Genomic DNA, 18,930 nt, shown 5'->3' with positions numbered 1-18,930 from the left:
CCAATGCGCCGGCATGACTTAATGCATTTGCATGAAAACCCCAAGGGGAGCCGCAAGAAAATTCTCACTGCAGGGCAGCCCTGCAAAATCGGCGAGTGCAATGAGAGCAAATTCAGTTCGTAGCCCACCAAGACGTCGTCCCTGCGAAAGCAGGGACCCATACGCCGCGGCCGCGCGCTTTGAGGAAGTGCCCGTCATCCGGCTTCGTTCAACAACCACCGCCGGTGGTTATGGGTCCCTGCGTTCGCAGGGACGACGTCGAGAGCTACCGTTTCGCGCTCGCCTGCTCGGCGGAGCTCTGTGCGGCTTCGGCGAGCTTGGCGGAGATTGCCGCGGTTTCGGCCTGGCTTCCCCAGCTCGGCGCGTCGTTGCCGTTGCCCCAGGCGCGCGGCCGGTAGAAGGTGTGCACGCCGGTCTTGTACATCTTCTTCATTTCATTGGCCCAGGACGGCCGCACCCAATAGGCGTGGTAGTGCGTCGACTTGTCGACTTCCGGCAACCAGAGCTGGCCGTCGAGCATCGCTTTCGCGATTTTCTGCGCGCGCTCCCACATATCGGGCTCGCGAATGACGTCCTTGTTGTTGTCGCAGGCGAAGGTGAACTGGCAGGCCAGATGGCGGTGCTTGTTCTGGTAGACCACGCCGCACACGGTTTCGGGATATTTGCCGGAGAAGGCGCGGTTCAGCACCACCTGCGCCACCGCGATCTGGCCCCGTACCGCTTCGCCGCGGGCTTCGAAATAGACCGCTTCCGCCAAACACTTCTCCGACTTGGCGCGCGACTTGTCGTCGAACAGGCCGAGGCGTTCGGCGGGCGTCTTGGTGCGCTGGTTGTCGGAATTGACTTCGCCCTTCGGGGCAACGCTCTCGCCCATCTCGCCGGCCCGCACCGGACCATCGGCATCGACCGGCAGCGAGGCCATCACTTTCATGTCGGGATCGGGAACAGCGCCCGGCATCACGATGACGGGCTCTTCGCCAGGTCGCCAGCGCTCGATGCTCTCCGGCGAGCCGAGCGACGAACCAAAGAACAGGCTCGAAGTCTTGAACGAGAAGCCGTCGCGCGGCGCGGACGTGCGCGCGGCCTCGCGCTTTTCCGGAACAGTCTTGAGATCGTCCTGAGGCCTGGTTTCGAGCGACAGCGACATGTCGTATTGCGCCAGCGGCGGCGCGCGCAGCGCGGCCTGCAGCTCCGGATCGAGCGCCGCGCGCTCGACGGATGGCGCCGTCTCGGCGGTCTTGGCGCCCTTGACCGATGTATTCGATGTCGCGGGGTCCTCGGTCGCCGGCGCGCGCCCGGCGGGGCTTGCGGTTTCAGCAGGCGGCGGCGTCACGACGAGGCGATCGCCTTTCAGCGTGCGATCGACCTTGGGGAAATCGGCGGCGTGATAACGCGGCGGCGGCGCGACCAGCGGATTGCGCGTCACGGATCCCGCGATGTCGATGCCTTGATTGTCGAGGCTCGCCAGCCGGTAGGTCGCGGTTTGCGGCGAGGAGGTTCCGATCGGACGGCCGAAAGAGAAGGTTGCGACCTGTATGGTGCCGGCGGAGGAGAACACCCGCTTCTGCCAGCGCTCGGCGACGCCGGGCTGGCGCGCCAGCAGCGAAGCAATATCCTGATATCCGATCTCGGTCGGCATCAAAGCGAAGACGCAGAGACCGAGGCCGAAGGACGCGAACCGCGCGCCCTTCGGCTGGCTACGCAACACAAACATCGATACGCTCACGCAACACTTACACGATCGAACGTCAGTACATCCGTGCAATTCGACCTTATTTGTTGGTATCGAATTTAGGTTGCCGGGGAGTTAATCGGCGTGGCCTGCGTGCTACACGCAAGGCATCGCGGGATTTTCGCGGACCGCATGAGAAGTGTTGGTAAACAGACGCGCGATGAAAGTGGTAAATATCCCGTCAACGAAGATGATGAAGAAAATTTTTGCGCACGTACGCACCACGCTCGCCCACGTCGCGACGCGCGAGTTCCAATTCACGCTATCATGCTGAAAGCAGTCAATCGCAATGACGGCTTTCACGCGTGCGCCAAAACGCGAATGCCCGGGACATCTAGCGCGAAGACGCGCTTCTGCCCGGGCATGACGTCGTATCCGTTGATAGCGAGCGTTTAAACTACGCCTGGCTCGCGACCGTCTTGCCGAGCGCGGCCTGCGCGGCGGCGAGGCGCGCAATCGGCACGCGATAGGGTGAGCACGACACGTAGTCGAGCCCGATCTCGTGGCAGAACGCCACCGAGGCAGGATCGCCGCCATGCTCGCCGCAAATGCCGACCTTGAGACCGGGCCGGACCTTCCGGCCGCGGGTGACGCCGATCTTCACCAGTTCGCCGACGCCATCGCGATCGACCGAGATGAACGGATCGATTTCCAAAATCCCCTTGCTGACATAGGTGCCGAGGAAGCTTGCGGCGTCGTCGCGGCTGATGCCGTAGGTGGTCTGGGTCAGGTCGTTGGTGCCGAACGAGAAGAACTCCGCGGTCTGCGCCACGTCGCCGGCCATCAGGCACGCGCGCGGAAGCTCGATCATGGTGCCGACTTGATAGGCGAGCTTCTTGCCGGTCTCCTTCATCACCGACTGCGCCATCGCGTCGATCCGCGCCTTGACCAGGTCGAACTCGGCCTTGGTCGCGATCAGCGGCACCATCACCTCGAGGCCGACGGCCTTGGTGGTGCGCTTCTCGGCTTCGACCGCCGCTTCGAAGATCGCACGCGCCTGCATCTCCGCGATTTCCGGGTAGGCAATCGCAAGGCGGCAGCCGCGGAAGCCCAGCATCGGATTGAACTCGGCGAGATCGCGGGCACGATCGGCGAGCCGGCGCGGATCAGTGTTCATCGCGCGCGCGACTTCCTCGATCTCGGCCTGAGTGTGCGGCAGGAACTCGTGCAGCGGCGGATCGAGCAGGCGGATCGTGACCGGCAGGCCCTTCATGATCTCGAACAGCTCGACGAAATCGGCGCGCTGCATCGGCAGCAGTTTTGACAGCGCCGCGCGGCGCGACTGTTCGTCCTCGGAAAGGATCATCTCGCGCACGGTGCGGATGCGAGTTTCCTCGAAGAACATGTGCTCGGTGCGGCACAGCCCGATGCCCTCGCCGCCAAACTTGATGGCGGTGCGCGCATCTTCCGGCGTGTCGGCGTTGACGCGAACGCCGAGCTTGCGAACCTGATCGGCCCAGCCCATCAGCGTGCCGAATTCGCCCGACAGTTTCGGCTCGATCATCGGCATGCGGCCGGCCAGCACCTGGCCGAGCGAACCGTCGATGGTGATGACGTCGCCGGTCTTGAAGGTGCGCGAGCCGATGCTCATGGTGCCCCGCCCGTAATCGACGCGAATGGCGCCGCAGCCGGAGACGCAGGGCTTGCCCATGCCGCGCGCGACCACGGCGGCGTGCGAGGTCATGCCGCCGCGGGTGGTGAGAATGCCTTCAGCGGCGTGCATGCCGTGAATGTCTTCCGGGCTGGTTTCGACGCGCACCAGAATGACGTTGCGGCCGTCGGCCTGAAGTTTTGCGGCTTCGTCGGACGAGAACACGATCTCGCCCGATGCGGCGCCGGGCGAGGCCGGCAGGCCGGTCGCGATCACGTCGCGCTTGGCCGCGGGATCGATGGTCGGATGCAGCAATTGATCCAGCGAAGCCGGATCGATCCGCATCACCGCGTCCTTTTTCGAGATCAGGCCTTCATTGGCGAGCTCGACCGCGATGCGCAGCGCGGCTTTCGCCGTGCGCTTGCCGCCGCGGGTCTGCAGCATCCACAACTTGCCCTGCTCGACCGTGAACTCCATGTCCTGCATGTCGCGGTAGTGCTTTTCGAGCAGCGTGTAGAACCGCGTCAGCTCCTTGAAGGCTTCCGGCATCGCGCTTTCCATCGACGGCTTGTCGGAGCCGGATTCCTGGCGCGCTTCCTCGGTGATGTCCTGCGGCGTGCGAATGCCCGCCACCACGTCCTCACCCTGCGCGTTGATCAGGAACTCGCCGTAGAGCTTGCTCTCGCCGGTGGAGGGATTGCGGGTGAACGCTACACCGGTCGCGGACGTCTCGCCCATATTGCCGAACACCATGGCCTGGACGTTGACGGCGGTGCCCCAGGATTCCGGGATGTCGTGCAGGCGGCGGTAAGTCACCGCACGCGTATTCATCCAGGACGAGAACACCGCGCCGATCGCGCCCCACAATTGCTCGTGCGGATCCTGCGGGAAATCCTTGCCGGTCTCGCGCGCCACGGCTTCCTTGTACTTGCCGACCAGTTCGACCCAGTCGTCGCCGGAGAGATCAGTGTCGAGCGTATAGCCCTGGCCATCCTTGAAGGTGTCGAGGATGTCCTCGAAGTGATGATGCTCGAAGCCGAGCACCACGTCCGAATACATCGTGATGAAGCGGCGATAGCTGTCATAGGCAAAGCGGCGATCGCCGGAGAGGTCGGCGAGCGCTTCAACCGTCTTGTCGTTGAGGCCGAGATTGAGCACGGTATCCATCATGCCCGGCATCGAGGCGCGGCCGCCGGAGCGGACCGAGACCAGAAGCGGATTCTTCGGATCGCCGAACGACTTGCCGGTCAGTTTGCCGACATGATCGAGCGCCTTCTCGACCTGCGCCTTCAGCGCGGCGGGATAGGATTTGTCGTGGGCGTAGAAATAGGTGCAGACCGAGGTCGGAATGGTGAAGCCCGGAGGCACCGGCAGGCCGAGATTGGCCATTTCGGCGAGATTGGCGCCCTTGCCGCCCAGCAGGTCGCGCAGGCCCGCTTTGCCCTCCGCCTTGCCGTCCCCGAAGGTATAGACCCACTTGCCGGATTTTACCGCCACAGCGGCCGGCTTGCGGACTGCGGCCTTCTTGGCCGCGACCTTGGCGGCCGGCTTGGCCGGGGCCTTCTTCAGCGCCTTGCGGGCGGAAGGGGCCACAGCGGCCTTGGATCGGGCCGATGGCTTTGATTTCGCTACAGATTTCACTGCAGCCTTCTTGGACTTCGCGACGGCTTTGGCCATGGATTCCAACTATCCGAAAAGGTGAGAAGATTGCGCGCCTTACACCACTTTGAAGGGTTCCGCGCAAGCCGCGAAACCCTGCTTTCCTGCGGTATAGCGTTTTCGAGCAAAGTGGATACCGGTTCGCGTGAAGAAAACGCGTCAAACAGGAATCTAGAGTTTCGGTTCTGATTCAATCAGAACCGAAACGCTAGAACCGAAGCATCTTGAACACGCCGAGACCGGCCAAACCGACTACGATCAAGTAGATGGCGACGATGAAATTCAGGAACCGCGGCATAATCAGAATCAAGACTCCCGCAATCAGCGCGACGATCGGGGAAATGTGCGCAGCAGTGATGGTCATTGAAATCTCCGGCTGATGGGTGGGAATCGAATCGAGGGCCGCAACTTAACCGCTGGCGCGGTTTCGGAATAGCAAGACGCTCACGACTTCAAAGGGTTCCAGGCTCCGCAACAATTCCCCAGAAATGCCGCGTATGAGGCCGCGGTTTTGCCGGAACAATGCCGCGCGCGATGAATTGGCCCGCATGTGAGTGCTGGCGAAAGCCGGCGCCTTTCTTCTCGCGAAGGAGTTGACCATGCGGAACAGACTACTTGCCATTGCGGCGATCACCGGTGCGATGGCTGCCCCGATCGCGGCTCAGGCGCAAAGCACGATCACCACCGGCACCGCCGGAAGCAGCACGGTCGTCATCGGCGAACACGAAGGCATCACTGCCGACCAGCGGCCGGCCTTCCGCGAATACATCGTGCGTGAGCGCGTGCCGAACTACACGATTTCGGAGCGCGTGACGGTTGGCGCCGTGCTGCCGGAAGCCGGCGTGACCTATTACGACGTGCCGCAATCGTTCGGCATGACGCCCTATCGCTACACCGTGGTGAACGGCCAGACGATACTGGTCGAACCGCGTTCGCGCCGCATCGTTCAGGTGGTCGATTGACCTTCAGTAGCCTGAACGATTGGTCCGGGCGCCGCGCAAGCGGATGTGCGCGAGATACGACCGGACAAAAAGCCCCGCCCGGTGTGTCCCCTCCGGGCGGGGTTTTCTTTGGCCCGGGGCTACTCGCGAATTTCCAGCCCCGGCTTCTTCACCACGAGCCGATGAATCTTCTTTCCGGATGAGGCGCTGACTGCCTCTTCATCCAGCAACACCGTCGTCGCCTTCAATTCCGCCAGCACCAAAGCGGAATCGAAGGCCGCGTAAAGCCGTCCCTGCGCGTCGCGTTGATCGGCGCCCTCGGTAACGCGCCAGCTCAGATAGAGAATGCCGCTGGGCTTGACGATATCGAGCAGACGGCGAACCGATGCCGCTATCTGCTTGCGGTCGAGATGCATGATCACGGTTTCGCACAGGACGTTATCGAAGGTGCCTACACCGCGCAGCTCGGGCAATTCGGCATGCGCGAACTTGAACGAGGGATATCGCCGGCGCGCCTCGTTGAGCAGCCCTTCGGAAGGATCGAAGCCCACGGCCGAAAAACCGTTTGCGTGGAGCCAGGCGACTTCGCGGCCGCAGCCGCAGCCGATATCGGCCGAAGTGCCGCCGCGCACGAAAAACCGCTCGACGACCTCCTGCAGGTCGACGGGCGCCGGCTGAGCGAGCCAGTCCTTCGCGAACGCCGCCGCATCCAGTTCGTAAGCGGCGAGCGTCTGACGGTCCATGATCTAGCCTTCGATCTTCGAAAAATCCGCAACCGCGCGGGTCGCCGCGCGGACCTCGTTCAGGAGCTTTAGTCGGTTCTCGCGCACCTTGGGTTCATCGTCATTGACCTTGACCTTGTCGAAGAACGCATCGACCGCCGGACGCAACTTGGCCATCGCGCTCATTGCGCTGGCGAAATCTTCCTTGGCAACGGCGGAGCCGGCTTCGCCCTTGACCTGATCGATCGCGCTGGCGAGCGCCTTTTCCTCAGGCAAATTGTAAAGCCCGGTATCCGGGGCGCCGTCAAACGTGCGCTTGTCCTTTTTCTCCTCGATCGCAAGGATGTTACTCGCACGCTTGGTCCCTGCAAGCAGGTTCTTGCCGTCGTCGGTGTCAAGGAACTTTCCAAGCGCCTCGACGCGGCGCACCACCAGCAGCAGATCGTCCTGGCCGCCGAGCGAGAACACGGCATCCACGAGATCGTGACGTGCGCCCTGGTCACGGAGCTGGACCTTCAGACGGTCGGCGAAGAAGGAAAGGAGATCTCCCGGAAGTTTCTGAGCGTCGCCCTTTGCCGGCAAGCCAACCATGGTCGACTCCGCCACGTTCAAGAGCGGCAGCCGAAGCGCATTCTCGACGATCAACCTGATGACACCCAGCGCCGCGCGCCGCAACGCATACGGATCTTTGCTCCCCGTCGGCTTCTCGTCGATCGCCCAGAAACCAACCAGCGTATCGATCTTGTCGGCCAACGCGACCGCCACGCTCACCGGATCAGTGGGAACGCGATCGGCAGGGCCTTGCGGCTTGTAATGCTCCTCGCTCGCGGCGGCGACGGAGGCATCTTCGCCTTGCGCCTGCGCGTAGTATTTTCCCATCAAGCCCTGCAGCTCCGGGAATTCGCCAACCACCTCGGTCAGCAAATCGGCTTTTGCCAGATGAGCCGCACGCTTCGCCTTCTCGACGTCGGCGCCGACCAGCGGCGCGATCTCGGCGGCCAGCCGTTCGATCCGCTTGATCCGCTCCGCCTGCGTGCCCAGCTTCTCATGAAACACGATCTGCTCGAACTTCGGCAGGCGCGCTTCGAGCTTCGTCTTCAGGTCGGTCTCGTAGAAGAACTTTGCGTCCGACAACCGCGCGCGGATCACGCGCTCGTTGCCGCCGATGATGGTCTTGCCGCCATCGGTAGCTTCGATGTTGGCGGTGAGGATGAACTTGTTGGTCAGCTTGCCCGTCTTGGGATCGCTGACGACGAAGCATTTCTGGTTGTTGCGGATGGTGGCGCGGATCACCTCGCCCGGGATCGACAAGAATTCCTCGTCGAACGACCCCATCAGCGCGACCGGCCATTCGACGAGGCCCGCGACCTCGTCCAGCAGCACCTGATCCTCGACCAGTTCAAAACCTTGCGCGAACGCCAATTGCTTGGCGTCGGCGAGGATGATGTCCTTGCGCGCCTGCGAGTCGAGCACGACCTTCGCCGCCTTCAGCTTGGCTTCGTAATCCTCGAAGCGGCGCACGGAGATCGCAGCCGGCGCCATGAATCGGTGACCGAACGTGGTCTGGCCGGCCTCGATGCCGTCGACGGAAAACTTCACCACGTCGGGCTCTTCGGTCTCCGGACCAAAGGTCGCGATGATCGAATGCAGCGGCCGCACCCAGGAGAGCGAGCCTGATTTGGCCGAACGTTCGCCCCAGCGCATCGATTTCGGCCACGGGAAGGTTCTGACGATGACCGGCAGAATCTCGGCGAGCACGTCGAGCGTGGCGCGTCCCGGCTTTTCGATCAGCGCGATGTAGAAATCGCCCTTCTTCGGATCGGTCTGGATCTTCGCGTCTTCGATCCGGGCCAAACCTGTGGCCTTCAAGAATCCCTGGATCGCCGCATCGGCGCCGCCGACGCGCGGGCCGCGGCGTTCTTCCTTCAGATCGGATTGCCGCGCCGGGATGCCGTGCACGGTCAGCGCCAGCCGCCGCGGCGTCGCGAACGCCTTTGCGCCTTCGTAGACGAGACCTTCGGCTACCAGCTTGTCAGTGACCATGCGGCGCAGATCGTCCGCCGCCTTCGCCTGCATGCGCGCGGGGATTTCTTCGGAGAACAGTTCCAGCAGAAGATCAGGCATCAGACCGCCCTGCCCGCTTCGGTGTGAACCCAGGCTTCGCCGCAGGCCTTTGCCAGTTCGCGCACGCGCATGATGTAGCTCTGCCGCTCGGTCACCGAGATCACGCCGCGCGCATCCAGGAGATTGAAAACGTGGCTCGCCTTGATGCACTGATCATAGGCCGGCAGCGCCATCAGATGTTCCTTCTGATTGCCGCCCGACTTCAAGTTTTCTTGCCACCCCGCCGCGAGATATTTCCGGCAGGCGTCTTCCGCCATCCTGAACTGCTCGAACAGCATCGTGGTGTCGGTATATTCGAAATTGTGCCGCGAATATTCCTGCTCGGCCTGCAGGAACACGTCGCCATAGGTGACCTTGTCGGCGCCGTCACGGCCATTAAAATTGAGATCGTAGACGCGGTCGACGCCCTGCACATACATCGCCAAGCGCTCGAGCCCATAGGTGAGTTCGCCAGCGACCGGTGCGCATTCGACGCCCGCGACCTGCTGGAAGTAGGTGAACTGGCTGACTTCCATGCCGTCGCACCAGCACTCCCAGCCCAGTCCCCACGCGCCGAGCGTCGGGCTCTCCCAATCGTCCTCGACGAAGCGGATGTCGTGCAGGCTGGAATCGATGCCAATGGCAGCCAGCGACTTCAGGTACAGGTCCTGAAGGTTCGGCGGCGACGGCTTCATGATCACCTGAAACTGATAGTAGTGCTGCAGCCGGTTGGGATTTTCGCCATAGCGGCCATCCTTGGGTCGGCGGGAGGGCTGCACATAGGCCGCGTTCCAGCGCTTCGGCCCTAGCGCGCGCAACGTCGTCGCGGGATGGAACGTGCCGGCGCCCATTTCCATGTCGTAGGGCTGCAGGATCACGCAGCCCTGCTCTGCCCAGAACCGTTGCAGGGCGAGGATGAAGCCCTGGAACGAACGTTCCGGGCGCATATGGGCAGGAAGTGCGTCCATCGGCAGAATCGGTCTCGCGAAGGGGGGTTTAAGAGCGCGGGACCGTATCGACGCGGCGGCAGGGAATCAAGGCGATGCCGGAGGTCCGGCATCGCCGAATTGGCGGTTTGTGTGGCTTGTCTAGCCCGGCCGATAAGCGCCGGTGACGGGGTCGCGGCGCAGCGTCGGAATGTCGGCGGTCTGGGCGGCCTCGGCGACGCGGGCCAGGCGCGCGTCTTCCAGTTCCCTGTTGATCCGTACGGCAGTCTTGTAGGCCCATCGGACCACGGCGAGCCCACCCAGGGCACCCGCGAATGCGATCAGCGGCGGCATCGGTCGATCCTTGTCGTTCACGTGTCAGCCCCCAATGGGTGCATTGTCGCCCAAGCCAGCCTGCGCCGCAATTCCGCTTTTGGGACTAAATGGCGCGGCTCGATGACCTGCAGTTGATTTCTAGAACCCGAATTTGGCCCAAATCGCCCTTGTTTCGAGCGCCGAAATCAGGTCATCGGGCAGTCCCCCGATACCGTCGAATGCGGCCAGCGAACCCGCCCCCGGCGACCTGCGGCCCAACAGCCCGGACAGCATCCCGCTGGCGGGCGCAATGACAGGCGTCAGCACCTTCTCGCCGTAACGTTCGCGCAGCGTCGACCTGATATCGCCGATCTTGTCCGCAATGCCCAACGACACGGACTTCTCGCCCGCCCAGTACTCGCCGGTGAACAGGAGGTCCTCGGTTCCCTTAAGTCGCGCACCGCGGCTCCCCTTGACCAGCGCGATGAAGATGGCGTGGATCTCGCGCTGAAGCGCCTTCAGGCGCGCGACATCATCAGGATTTTCGGGCAGGAACGGATCCAGTGTCGCCTTGTGCTCACCTGCCGTGTAAAGCCGCCGCTCGACGCCAATTCGCTTGAGCAGGTCCTGAAAACCGAAACCGCCGCCGACCACGCCGATCGAGCCGAGGATCGAGGACGGATCGCAGAATATCTCGTCGCCGGCGCAGGCGATCATGTAGCCGCCGGAGGCTGCGACGTCCTCGACGAACACCAGCACCGGCAGTTTCTTTTCCGCGGCAAGCTGCCTGATCCGCAAATAGATCTGCCGCGATTGCACCGGCGAACCGCCGGGCGAATTGATCACCAGCGCCACCGCCTTGGCGTGTTTGGTGGCGAAAGCGCGCTCCAGCGTCTTGGCGATGCCCGCCAGTGTCAGCCCCGGCCGCAACGGCGTCACCGCACCGATCACGCCCGACAGGCGCACAACCGGAACGACCGGGACGTCGCGCCGGAATTTTGCCGGAATGAGTTGCTTCACCCTGTCAATGAGGTTCGGCAATCCCGCGCGATCACTTAATTGTTCACTCATGCCGTTACCTCGAATTAACCATTTTTTATCGCACCAGTGTCACTGCAAAGGCCGGAACGCCTTTTGCATTGCAGACGTTAAAGCTGCAATGGTGCAGCGGAGACTGACATGAAAATCTACCTGCTGATAATGCTCATCGGCAGCCTTCTGGCCGCGATCCACTTTACATCGGCACCCAAACAACAGTCAGAGACGCTTCCGCAATAGCGTCCTGTTCCGGAAACTGGGCGTGCGAGCTACCGTTACGGGGACGCGAGCGGCAAGCTCCCCTTCCCGGCCAGAATCTCCTGCACTCTTTTATTGGGCGCGCCCTGCTCGTCATTGAGCATCAGGGCGGGATGGATTTGCGTCGGCGCCCGCCCGCCCTTGGTGGCGCGAACCAGGATGCGATTGGCAGGCGCCCGCGGCTCGCCGTGAACCGGCAGGAGCTGCAAGCTCCCGAAACCGTGATCGAGCGCCGAGAGCACCTCGGCAATTCCATCGGCGCGCCAGATCAGCGCCAACGCTCCCCTCGATTTGAGAATGCGCCGCGCCGCGTGAACCCATTTCGAGAGCGTCGTTGCGGTCGCCATATGCGCGGTCCCGCGCGCCGTGTCCGGCGAGACGCGATGCCGTGCGGGATCGTTGAAGGGCGGGTTCATCAGCACCGCATCGACGCTATCAGGCGCTAATCCGGCAGCGGCAAAAGCCGTGGCATCGGCTTCCACATCGAGCACGATCACGTCAGCGTGAATCGCATTGGCATCCGCATTGGCGCGCGCAAGCCCTGCCAGCGCGGCGTCGATCTCGACCAGGACCAGATCGATGCCGGTCACGCGCCTGGCGACCGCCAGGCCCGCGGCCCCGACGCCGGCGCCGAGATCGGCGACGCGGTCGCCCGAACGGGCTGGCGTCGCCGCCGCCAGCAGCACCGCATCGTGACCGGCGCGGTGTCCGGATTTTAGTTGCATCAAACGCAATTGCCCGCCGAGAAACGCATCCTCGGTGAGTTCGAGGACCGGGTCAGTCATCGGAGCGCAATTCGTGAGCCAGGCCCGCCTCGGACAGCAGCTGGCGGGCCGCGCGATTGTCATCCTCGTGAACCAGGATGCGGCGTGGCAGGATGCCGAGCGATCCCTCGATGACGCTCATGTTCTGATCCAGCACCAGATGATGGATATTGGCGCCGTCGAGCAGCGCGCCGACTGCGGAAACCAGCACGATATCGTTGGTCCTGACCAATTCCCGCAAGGGACGCTCTCCTTTTCGCCCGGGTGCGACAGCGGCGCCGGGTCTGTCAACCGCTACGTGCCCTTGCCGCCTTAGCCGGCACTTTCTATTGTAGAATAAGGATAGTGCGAATTTGCCAAAATTGGAGACCCGCGTGGCGGTTATTGTACCCTTCGAAAGCCCGAACGCATCGATAGATGCGCTGGTCGGGCTCGTCGCCGCCGACATGGAGCGGGTCAACGCCACAATCCTGTCGCGGACGGGGTCGGAAGTCACCATGATTCCGGAAGTCGCCAACCACCTGATCTCGTCGGGCGGCAAGCGTCTCCGCCCGATGCTGACGCTGGCGATGGCAAACCTCACCGGCTATTCCGGCGACGGCCATATCAAGCTCGCGGCCTCCGTCGAATTCATGCACACCGCGACGCTGTTGCATGATGACGTGGTCGACGAGAGCGAGCTGCGCCGCGGCAAGCTGTCGGCGCGGATGCTGTGGGGCAATGAGGCGAGCGTGCTGGTCGGCGACTTCCTGCTCGGCCAGGCTTTTCGCATGATGGTCGAGGTCGGCTCGCTGCGCGCCCTGGACATCCTTTCCTCCGCCGCCGCCACCATCGCCGAAGGCGAAGTGATGCAGCTTGCGGCCGCCAAGAACACTGCGACCACCGAGGACGAATACCTCGCCGTCATCCGAGGCAAGACCGCCGAACTGTTTGCCGCGGCTTGCGAGGTCGGGCCCGTGATCGCCAACCGGCCGAAGGCCGAGCAGACCGCGTGCCGCTCGGTCGGCATGAATCTCGGCATCGCGTTCCAGCTCGTCGACGACGTACTGGACTATGGCGGCAAGGCCGCGAAACTCGGCAAGAACATCGGCGACGATTTCCGCGAGGGAAAGATCACGCTGCCGGTGGTGCTGGCGTTCCGCCGCGGCAATGACAGCGAGCGCAAGTTCTGGGTCAAGGCGCTGGAACGCGGCGAGATCGGCGACAGCGACCTCGATCATGCCATCGGGTTGATGACCAAGCACCGCGCGCTGGAAGACACGATCAGCCGCGCCCAACATTACGGCGCGATGGCCGTCGACGCGCTGGCGCTGTTCCCGGCCTCACCGATGAAGACCGCGCTGGAGCAGGTCGTGGCGTTCTGTCTCGCAAGATCGCATTAAGACGTCCGCAGGATGGGTGGAGCGAAGCGATACCCATCATTCACGCCGTTGGCAGCCCATTGATGGGTTTCGCTGCGCTCTACCCATCCTACAAGAGAGATCGCATTGAACAGCACCAACTTCACATTGTTTCTCCTGGCCGCACTTGTCATCGCCGTCGTCCCTGGTCCGGGAATCTTCTACGTCGCGGCACGGACGCTGTCGGGCGGCAAAAGCGCCGGCTTCTCCTCGACATTTGGAACGGCGCTCGGCGGGCTCGTGCATGTGATCGCGGGCGCGCTTGGCGTCTCGGCGATCATCCTGGCCAGCGCCGAACTGTTCACTGTGCTCAAATTTGCCGGCGCGATCTATCTGGTCTGGCTTGGCCTCAAGACGTTTCGCGAGGCGCGCGATCTGCTGCCGCAACAGGCCATCGCTGCCGGTACAGAACGGGTGTTTCGGGAAGGCGTGCTGGTCGAAGCCATGAACCCGAAGACCGCGGCCTTCTTTCTGGCTTTCATTCCGCAATTCCTCGACCCGGCCGGCGGCTACCCTGCGCTCCAGTTCATCGCGCTCGGCCTGATCTCGGTGGCGCTCAACACGCTTGCCGATGTCGTCGTAGTGATGATGGCGGCCACGGCGCGCGCCGGTCTCACGCGCAATCCGAATTTGCTTCAACGATTGCGACAGGGCTCGGGGCTGTTCATCGCAGGCCTCGGCATTTCGCTGGCGCTGGCGCGGCGGCCCAACTCGTAGGATGGGTAGAGCGCAGCGAAACCCATCAATTGTCGCCAATGGCATGAATTGAATTGATGGGTTTCGCTTCGCTCTACCCATCCTACGAAGAGAATCTCAGCTCAACGTTCCTGCATGCACCCACCATCCGGGGTGATCGCGCCGGATCTTCTCCGCCGCGCGGCCGGCTTCGGCGGTGTTCTCGTAGATCGCAAAGCAGGTGGCGCCCGATCCGGACATTCGCGCCAGCCAGGCGCCGTTGGTCGCGTTGAGCGCCGCGATGACGTCACCGATCACGGGCTGGACGCGCATGGCCGGCGCTTCCAGATCGTTCGAACTGGCGGCGAGCGCTTCGACCCAGTCTTCGAGCGATGCGTTATCGTCGGGCCAGCGGTCCTGCAGCAGCACGTCGGTGGCGCCGACCAGCAATTCGCCGTTGCGCAGGCCCAGCGCGGCAAAGACGTCTTTGGTCGCGACGGGAACGCCGGGATTGACCATCACGCAGGGCATTTTCGGCAAATTCAGCGGCTGCAGCGTTTCGCCGACGCCGGTCATGACGCAGCCACATGAGTTGACGCAGACCGGCACGTCGGCGCCGGTCAGTTCCGCGACCTCGATGATGCGGGGATCGTCGAGCGCGAGCCCATTCAACTGCGAAAGCAGCCGCAACGCCGCCGCGGCATCGGCCGAACCTCCGCCGATTCCGGCCGCCACCGGCAAGACCTTGTCGAGCGAGAAGCTGCCGGCCTTCATATTTGGTACGCGCTCGGCCAACAGGCGCGCGGCCTTGAGCACCAGATTGTCCGACGTCTCGCCGCAGGCCAGCGCCAGCGGCCCGGACATCGTCAATTCCAGATTCGAACCCGGCGTCAGCGTCAGCCGGTCGGCGCAGTCGGCGAACGCCACCACGCTTTCGAGATCATGAAAGCCGTCCGCACGACGGCCGTTCACCTGCAAGGTCAGGTTGACCTTGGCGCGCGCCTCATCACTCAATGCCGGCATTACCGAACAGCCCCCAAAGTCCTTGCCTCAGCCGCCCCTGCCGTCTTCTTTCTTCTTGTCGGCGGAAGCCGCAGAAGAGGTATCTTCGGGCAGACCGTTGGCGATCTTGGCCTCGATCTTCGGCAATTCCTCCGCCTCGGGCTTGAGGTCGCGGGCATGGGCCCACTGGAATTTGGCTTCCAGCGTGCGCCCGACGCGCCAATAGGCATCGCCAAGATGGTCGTTGATGGTCGGATCCTCGGGCTTGAGATCGATCGCACGCTCGAGATTCTTCACCGCGTCCTCAAAATTACCGATCCGGTAAAACGCCCAGCCCAGCGAATCCACGATGTAGCCGTCGTCGGGGCGCTGATCGACGGCGCGCCTGATCATCTTCATGCCTTCGTCGAGGTTGATGCCCTGATCGATCCAGGAATAGCCGAGATAGTTCAGCACATGCGGCTGCTCGGGCTGCAGCTCCAGCGCCTTGCGCATGTCGACCTCGGCCTTGTTCCACTGCTTGGAACGTTCCTCGCAAATACCACGATAATAATAGGTGACCCAGGTGTTCTTGTCGGTCACCCCGGGCATCGCATCGATCGCCAGCGAATAGGTGTTGGCGCAATCGTTGAATTTCTTTCGGCCGCGCTCGATGTTGCCGAGCGCCATGATGGCCTCGATGTCTTTCGGCGCTTCCCCAGTGACGCCCTTCAGGATCTTGATCGCCTCTTCGCTGCGGTCGGCGGCGTCGAGATTTGTGGCAAGCTGGATCTGCGCATTGCGCTTGAGCGGCGAACTGGCCGGCATGCGCTCGTAGACCTTGATCGCCATCTGGGGCTTCTTCACGGACTCATAGAGATCGGCGAGCGACAGCAGAGCCAGCGGATGATTGGGCTGCAGGTAGAGCGCAAGCTGCAGATAGACCAGCGCCAGATCCTCGCCGCCGCGGCGGGTCAGCGTGGCGCCGATGCCGTACAGCGCCTCGGCTGCGCCGGCCTGCGCCGAATCGACCAGCGGCGACATCTTTTTGCCGGCCCGGGTGTCGCGCAGCCCTTCCTGCACCAGCGGATGCCGCGGCAGCTTCTTGTCGAACGCCTCGTAAATGCCGGCCGCCGCCGCGCCGTCCTTGTTGCGCGACAACCAGCGCGCATAGGCGTCAGACACGCGCAGCATCGAATCGTCGAGCTTGTAGGCGCGCTCGAACCGCGTGCCGGCATCCTTGTCCTTGCCCGATATTTCCAGGATCATCCCGGTGTGGAGATCCTTGAAGATCGGATACCATTCGGGGCCGGTCAGCTTGTCGATACCTGCAACCGCCGCCTTGGCATCGCCCGCCCCGTAGCTCGCCCATCCCGACAGCAGCGTCGCCACCAGGTCGGTAATCGGTCCGCGGATCGACTGGTTGATGTTGAGCTGCGCGGCGGGATATTTCTTCTGCTTGAGGTCGCGGACGCCGACCACCAGCCGCGCGACGCGGTTCGCCTTGTCCATCGTCAGGATGCGATCGGCGAGCTTGACCGCTTCATCGATGTCGCCATCGGCCAGCGAGGAGATGAAGGCGCGGTCCAAAAGTTCGTTGTTCTTCGGATCGGTGCGCAGCGCGGAGCGATAGAACGCAGCGGCCGAAGCCGCGTCGCGCTCGACGCTGGCGTGGCGCGCGGCCAGATAGCTGCCGGACGTCGTCAGCGATTTCAGATCGGCCTTGCTCGGGAATTGCGCGGCGTTATCGCCCGTGTGTTCGGGCGTCTGGGCCAAAACCGCAGCCGGTGCGGCCAGTGCGGCGAGAGTAATTGCGGCGAAGGTCCAACGATTCATACGAGTGGAAAGCATCACGTTCGCCTTGCTCCAGGATGTATGGCGGGATCGTTACGATCGGTCTCGAATGCAAACCCAAGCGGCGGCATCTCGGGCAGCGACAATGCCGCTTTTGGCCCTCAACCGCAAGGATACGGGTTGGCGAATCGATTGGCAGATTAGGCCCTTGAGGCTTCGATTTAGCCAGCCCAACCCGGAAACGCTTTTACTATGGCGGTATCGTGGCCGGAGGCGGTATCACCCTCCTCCAGCTCACGCAATCGTGGTCTACGGCCTCGCTACATACCCTGGTAGTTGGGCCCGCCGCCGCCCTCGGGCGGAACCCAGGTGATATTGCCGTTCGGGTCCTTCACGTCGCAGGTTTTGCAGTGGACGCAGTTCTGGGCGTTGATCTGGAAGCGCGGGCCGGAGGCTTCCTCGACCCATTCGTACACGCCAGCCGGGCAATAGCGGTTCGACGGACCGGCAAAGACGTCGTGCTCTGACGCCTTCTGCAGGTTCATGTCGGCGACCTTGAGGTGGATCGGCTGGTCCTCTTCATGATTGGTATTGGAGAGGAACACCGACGACAGCTTGTCGAAAGTCAACTTGCCGTCTGGCTTGGGATAGGCGATCGGGGTGTGCGCCTTCGCCGCATCCAGCGTCTTGCGGTCGGGCTTGGCGTGCGACTGGGTTCCGAACAGCGAGAAGCCCAGCGTGTTGCACCACATGTCGAAGCCACCGAGCGCGACGCCGATGATGGTGCCGAACTTCGACCACAGCGGCTTGACGTTACGAACCCGGTGCAGGTCTCGGCCGACGGCGGAATCCCGCCAGGCGTTCTCATATTCAACCAGTTCGTCGTTGGCGCGCCCGGCGGTAAGCGCTGCGGCGACATGTTCGGCAGCGAGCATGCCGCTGCCCATCGCATTGTGCACGCCCTTGATGCGCGGCACGTTGACGAAGCCGGCGGCGCAGCCGATCAGCGCACCACCCGGGAAACTCAGACGCGGCACCGACTGATAGCCGCCCTCGGTGATGGCGCGCGCGCCATAGGAAAGCCGCTTGCCGCCTTCGAAGACGGTACGGATCGCAGGGTGGGTCTTGAAGCGCTGGAATTCGTCGAACGGCGACAGATACGGATCGTCGTAATTGAGATGCACAACGAATCCGACCGCCACCTTGTTGTCGTCGTAGTGGTAGAGGAACGAGCCGCCGCCGGTCGAATTGTTGAGCGGCCAGCCGAACGAATGCTGGATCAGGCCCTTCTGGTGTTTTGCGGGATCGATCTCCCAGACTTCCTTCAACCCGATGCCGAATTTCGACGGCTCACTCTTGGCGTCGAGCGAGTATTTCGCGATCAACTGCTTGCTCAGGCTGCCGCGCGCACCTTCGGCGAACAGCGTGTACTTGCCCAGCAGTTCCATGCCGCGCGTGAAAGAATCCTTGAGGCTGCCATCCCTGGCGATGCCCATGTCGCCGGTCGCGATACCCCGCACCGCGCCGTTGTCGTCGTACAGCACTTCGGCCGCGGCAAAGCCGGGATAGATTTCGACGCCGAGCGCCTCCGCCTTCGGCCCCAGCCAGCGGCAGACATCGCCGAGCGAGCCGATATAGCAGTGATGGTTATTCATCAGCGGCGGCATCGCGAAGTTCGGCAGCCGGATCGCGCTGGTTGCGGTGGTCCAGTAGAAACGATCGTCCTTGACTTGGGTCTTCAGCGGACAATCGGCATCCTCGCGCCAGTCCGGGATCAGTTTGTCGAGGGACACCGGATCGATCACGGCGCCTGAGAGGATATGCGCGCCGACTTCGGAACCCTTCTCCACCACGACGATGCTGAGATCGGCATTGAGTTGCTTCAGCCGGATCGCCGCGGCAAGGCCCGACGGCCCGGCGCCGACGATCACGACGTCGAATTCCATGGATTCGCGGGGAGGAAGTTCTTCTGCACTCATGATCTGATCTCAGCCCGATTGAGAACGGCTCTAAAGGCTCGTTGTTTCCGAT

General features: G+C 63.1%; 16 protein-coding genes. 3 read left to right on the top strand and 13 right to left on the bottom strand.

Annotated elements, in window-relative coordinates; genetic code table 11:
- Positions 1 to 265: 265 nt before the first annotated feature.
- The 3 genes from C7G61_RS22585 to C7G61_RS22570 form a co-directional block, all read right to left on the bottom strand.
- Positions 266 to 1,714: a cell wall hydrolase gene (locus C7G61_RS22585; RefSeq protein WP_108518535.1), complete on the bottom strand. Its 1,449-nt coding sequence runs from the start codon at positions 1,712 to 1,714 to the stop codon at positions 266 to 268.
- Between the two features lie 415 nt (positions 1,715 to 2,129).
- Complete coding sequence (ppdK, locus tag C7G61_RS22575; protein WP_190241924.1) at positions 2,130 to 5,000, bottom strand: pyruvate, phosphate dikinase; 2,871 nt, start codon at positions 4,998 to 5,000, stop codon at positions 2,130 to 2,132.
- Between the two features lie 190 nt (positions 5,001 to 5,190).
- The gene (locus C7G61_RS22570; protein ID WP_082649707.1) at positions 5,191 to 5,346 is read right to left on the bottom strand and encodes a DUF3096 domain-containing protein; all 156 of its coding nucleotides are present in this window, start codon (positions 5,344 to 5,346) and stop codon (positions 5,191 to 5,193) included.
- 235 nt (positions 5,347 to 5,581) lie between these two features.
- On the opposite strand from C7G61_RS22570, the gene C7G61_RS22565 reads away from it, so the two are divergent.
- The gene (locus tag C7G61_RS22565; protein ID WP_108518824.1) at positions 5,582 to 5,944 is read left to right on the top strand and encodes a DUF1236 domain-containing protein; all 363 of its coding nucleotides are present in this window, start codon (positions 5,582 to 5,584) and stop codon (positions 5,942 to 5,944) included.
- Between the two features lie 119 nt (positions 5,945 to 6,063).
- Here the strand turns inward: C7G61_RS22565 and C7G61_RS22560 are convergent, their stop codons facing one another.
- The 7 genes from C7G61_RS22560 to C7G61_RS22530 form a co-directional block, all read right to left on the bottom strand.
- The gene (locus C7G61_RS22560; RefSeq protein WP_108518527.1) at positions 6,064 to 6,666 is read right to left on the bottom strand and encodes a class I SAM-dependent methyltransferase; all 603 of its coding nucleotides are present in this window, start codon (positions 6,664 to 6,666) and stop codon (positions 6,064 to 6,066) included.
- Positions 6,667 to 6,669: 3 nt separating this feature from the next.
- Positions 6,670 to 8,769: a glycine--tRNA ligase subunit beta gene (gene glyS, locus C7G61_RS22555; RefSeq protein ID WP_108518525.1), complete on the bottom strand. Its 2,100-nt coding sequence runs from the start codon at positions 8,767 to 8,769 to the stop codon at positions 6,670 to 6,672.
- Positions 8,769 to 9,716 carry a glycine--tRNA ligase subunit alpha gene (locus C7G61_RS22550; RefSeq protein ID WP_108518523.1) on the bottom strand — a complete coding sequence of 316 codons (948 nt, stop codon included), beginning with the start codon at positions 9,714 to 9,716 and terminating at the stop codon, positions 8,769 to 8,771. The genes glyS and C7G61_RS22550 overlap by 1 nt, the downstream gene beginning before the upstream one ends.
- Positions 9,717 to 9,836: 120 nt before the next feature.
- Entirely contained in the window at positions 9,837 to 10,028 is a 192-nt protein-coding gene (locus C7G61_RS22545) for a hypothetical protein (protein ID WP_108518521.1), read from the bottom strand.
- Between the two features lie 120 nt (positions 10,029 to 10,148).
- Positions 10,149 to 11,060, bottom strand: a complete 912-nt coding sequence (locus tag C7G61_RS22540) for a S49 family peptidase (RefSeq protein ID WP_108518518.1) — start codon at positions 11,058 to 11,060, stop codon at positions 10,149 to 10,151.
- A 242-nt stretch (positions 11,061 to 11,302) separates the two neighbouring features.
- Positions 11,303 to 12,070: a tRNA1(Val) (adenine(37)-N6)-methyltransferase gene (locus C7G61_RS22535; protein WP_108518516.1), complete on the bottom strand. Its 768-nt coding sequence runs from the start codon at positions 12,068 to 12,070 to the stop codon at positions 11,303 to 11,305.
- Positions 12,063 to 12,290 carry a putative signal transducing protein gene (locus C7G61_RS22530; protein ID WP_108518513.1) on the bottom strand — a complete coding sequence of 76 codons (228 nt, stop codon included), beginning with the start codon at positions 12,288 to 12,290 and terminating at the stop codon, positions 12,063 to 12,065. Before C7G61_RS22530 ends, C7G61_RS22535 begins: the two co-directional genes overlap by 8 nt.
- 133 nt (positions 12,291 to 12,423) lie before the next feature.
- On the opposite strand from C7G61_RS22530, the gene C7G61_RS22525 reads away from it, so the two are divergent.
- Both C7G61_RS22525 and C7G61_RS22520 read left to right on the top strand, forming a co-directional pair.
- Positions 12,424 to 13,431 carry a polyprenyl synthetase family protein gene (locus C7G61_RS22525; protein ID WP_108518510.1) on the top strand — a complete coding sequence of 336 codons (1,008 nt, stop codon included), beginning with the start codon at positions 12,424 to 12,426 and terminating at the stop codon, positions 13,429 to 13,431.
- Positions 13,432 to 13,536: 105 nt separating this feature from the next.
- Positions 13,537 to 14,166 (top strand): LysE family translocator, encoded by a 630-nt coding sequence (locus C7G61_RS22520; protein ID WP_108518508.1) that lies wholly within the window; start codon positions 13,537 to 13,539, stop codon positions 14,164 to 14,166.
- Positions 14,167 to 14,262: 96 nt separating this feature from the next.
- On the opposite strand, the gene C7G61_RS22515 is transcribed toward C7G61_RS22520, so the two are convergent.
- From C7G61_RS22515 to C7G61_RS22505, 3 genes are all read right to left on the bottom strand, one after another.
- A complete protein-coding gene (locus tag C7G61_RS22515) occupies positions 14,263 to 15,147 on the bottom strand; it encodes a 4-(cytidine 5'-diphospho)-2-C-methyl-D-erythritol kinase (RefSeq protein ID WP_108518506.1) in 885 nt (294 codons plus the stop codon).
- Between the two features lie 27 nt (positions 15,148 to 15,174).
- Positions 15,175 to 16,956 (bottom strand): tetratricopeptide repeat protein, encoded by a 1,782-nt coding sequence (locus C7G61_RS22510; RefSeq protein ID WP_108518503.1) that lies wholly within the window; start codon positions 16,954 to 16,956, stop codon positions 15,175 to 15,177.
- Positions 16,957 to 17,219: 263 nt separating this feature from the next.
- Entirely contained in the window at positions 17,220 to 18,878 is a 1,659-nt protein-coding gene (locus C7G61_RS22505; protein ID WP_108518500.1) for an electron transfer flavoprotein-ubiquinone oxidoreductase, read from the bottom strand.
- Positions 18,879 to 18,930 lie beyond the last annotated feature (52 nt).

The sequence above is a fragment of the Bradyrhizobium algeriense genome, from assembly GCF_003062295.1.
Lineage (GTDB): Bacteria > Pseudomonadota > Alphaproteobacteria > Rhizobiales > Xanthobacteraceae > Bradyrhizobium > Bradyrhizobium algeriense.
This window is presented reverse-complemented; position numbering and strand designations above follow the sequence as displayed.

Bases quoted from the DNA above. Each gene is read 5' to 3' on its own strand.
- C7G61_RS22535 (WP_108518516.1), bottom strand. From the start codon at position 12,070: ATGACTGACCCGGTCCTCGAACTCACCGAGGATGCGTTTCTCGGCGGG.
- C7G61_RS22505 (WP_108518500.1), bottom strand. From the start codon at position 18,878: ATGAGTGCAGAAGAACTTCCTCCCCGCGAATCCATGGAATTCGACGTC.
- C7G61_RS22540 (WP_108518518.1), bottom strand. From the start codon at position 11,060: ATGAGTGAACAATTAAGTGATCGCGCGGGATTGCCGAACCTCATTGAC.
- glyS (WP_108518525.1), bottom strand. From the start codon at position 8,769: ATGCCTGATCTTCTGCTGGAACTGTTCTCCGAAGAAATCCCCGCGCGC.
- C7G61_RS22585 (WP_108518535.1), bottom strand. From the start codon at position 1,714: ATGTTTGTGTTGCGTAGCCAGCCGAAGGGCGCGCGGTTCGCGTCCTTC.
- C7G61_RS22510 (WP_108518503.1), bottom strand. From the start codon at position 16,956: ATGCTTTCCACTCGTATGAATCGTTGGACCTTCGCCGCAATTACTCTC.
- C7G61_RS22545 (WP_108518521.1), bottom strand. From the start codon at position 10,028: ATGCCGCCGCTGATCGCATTCGCGGGTGCCCTGGGTGGGCTCGCCGTG.
- ppdK (WP_190241924.1), bottom strand. From the start codon at position 5,000: ATGGCCAAAGCCGTCGCGAAGTCCAAGAAGGCTGCAGTGAAATCTGTA.
- C7G61_RS22550 (WP_108518523.1), bottom strand. From the start codon at position 9,716: ATGGACGCACTTCCTGCCCATATGCGCCCGGAACGTTCGTTCCAGGGC.
- C7G61_RS22570 (WP_082649707.1), bottom strand. From the start codon at position 5,346: ATGACCATCACTGCTGCGCACATTTCCCCGATCGTCGCGCTGATTGCG.
- C7G61_RS22565 (WP_108518824.1), top strand. From the start codon at position 5,582: ATGCGGAACAGACTACTTGCCATTGCGGCGATCACCGGTGCGATGGCT.
- C7G61_RS22515 (WP_108518506.1), bottom strand. From the start codon at position 15,147: ATGCCGGCATTGAGTGATGAGGCGCGCGCCAAGGTCAACCTGACCTTG.
- C7G61_RS22560 (WP_108518527.1), bottom strand. From the start codon at position 6,666: ATGGACCGTCAGACGCTCGCCGCTTACGAACTGGATGCGGCGGCGTTC.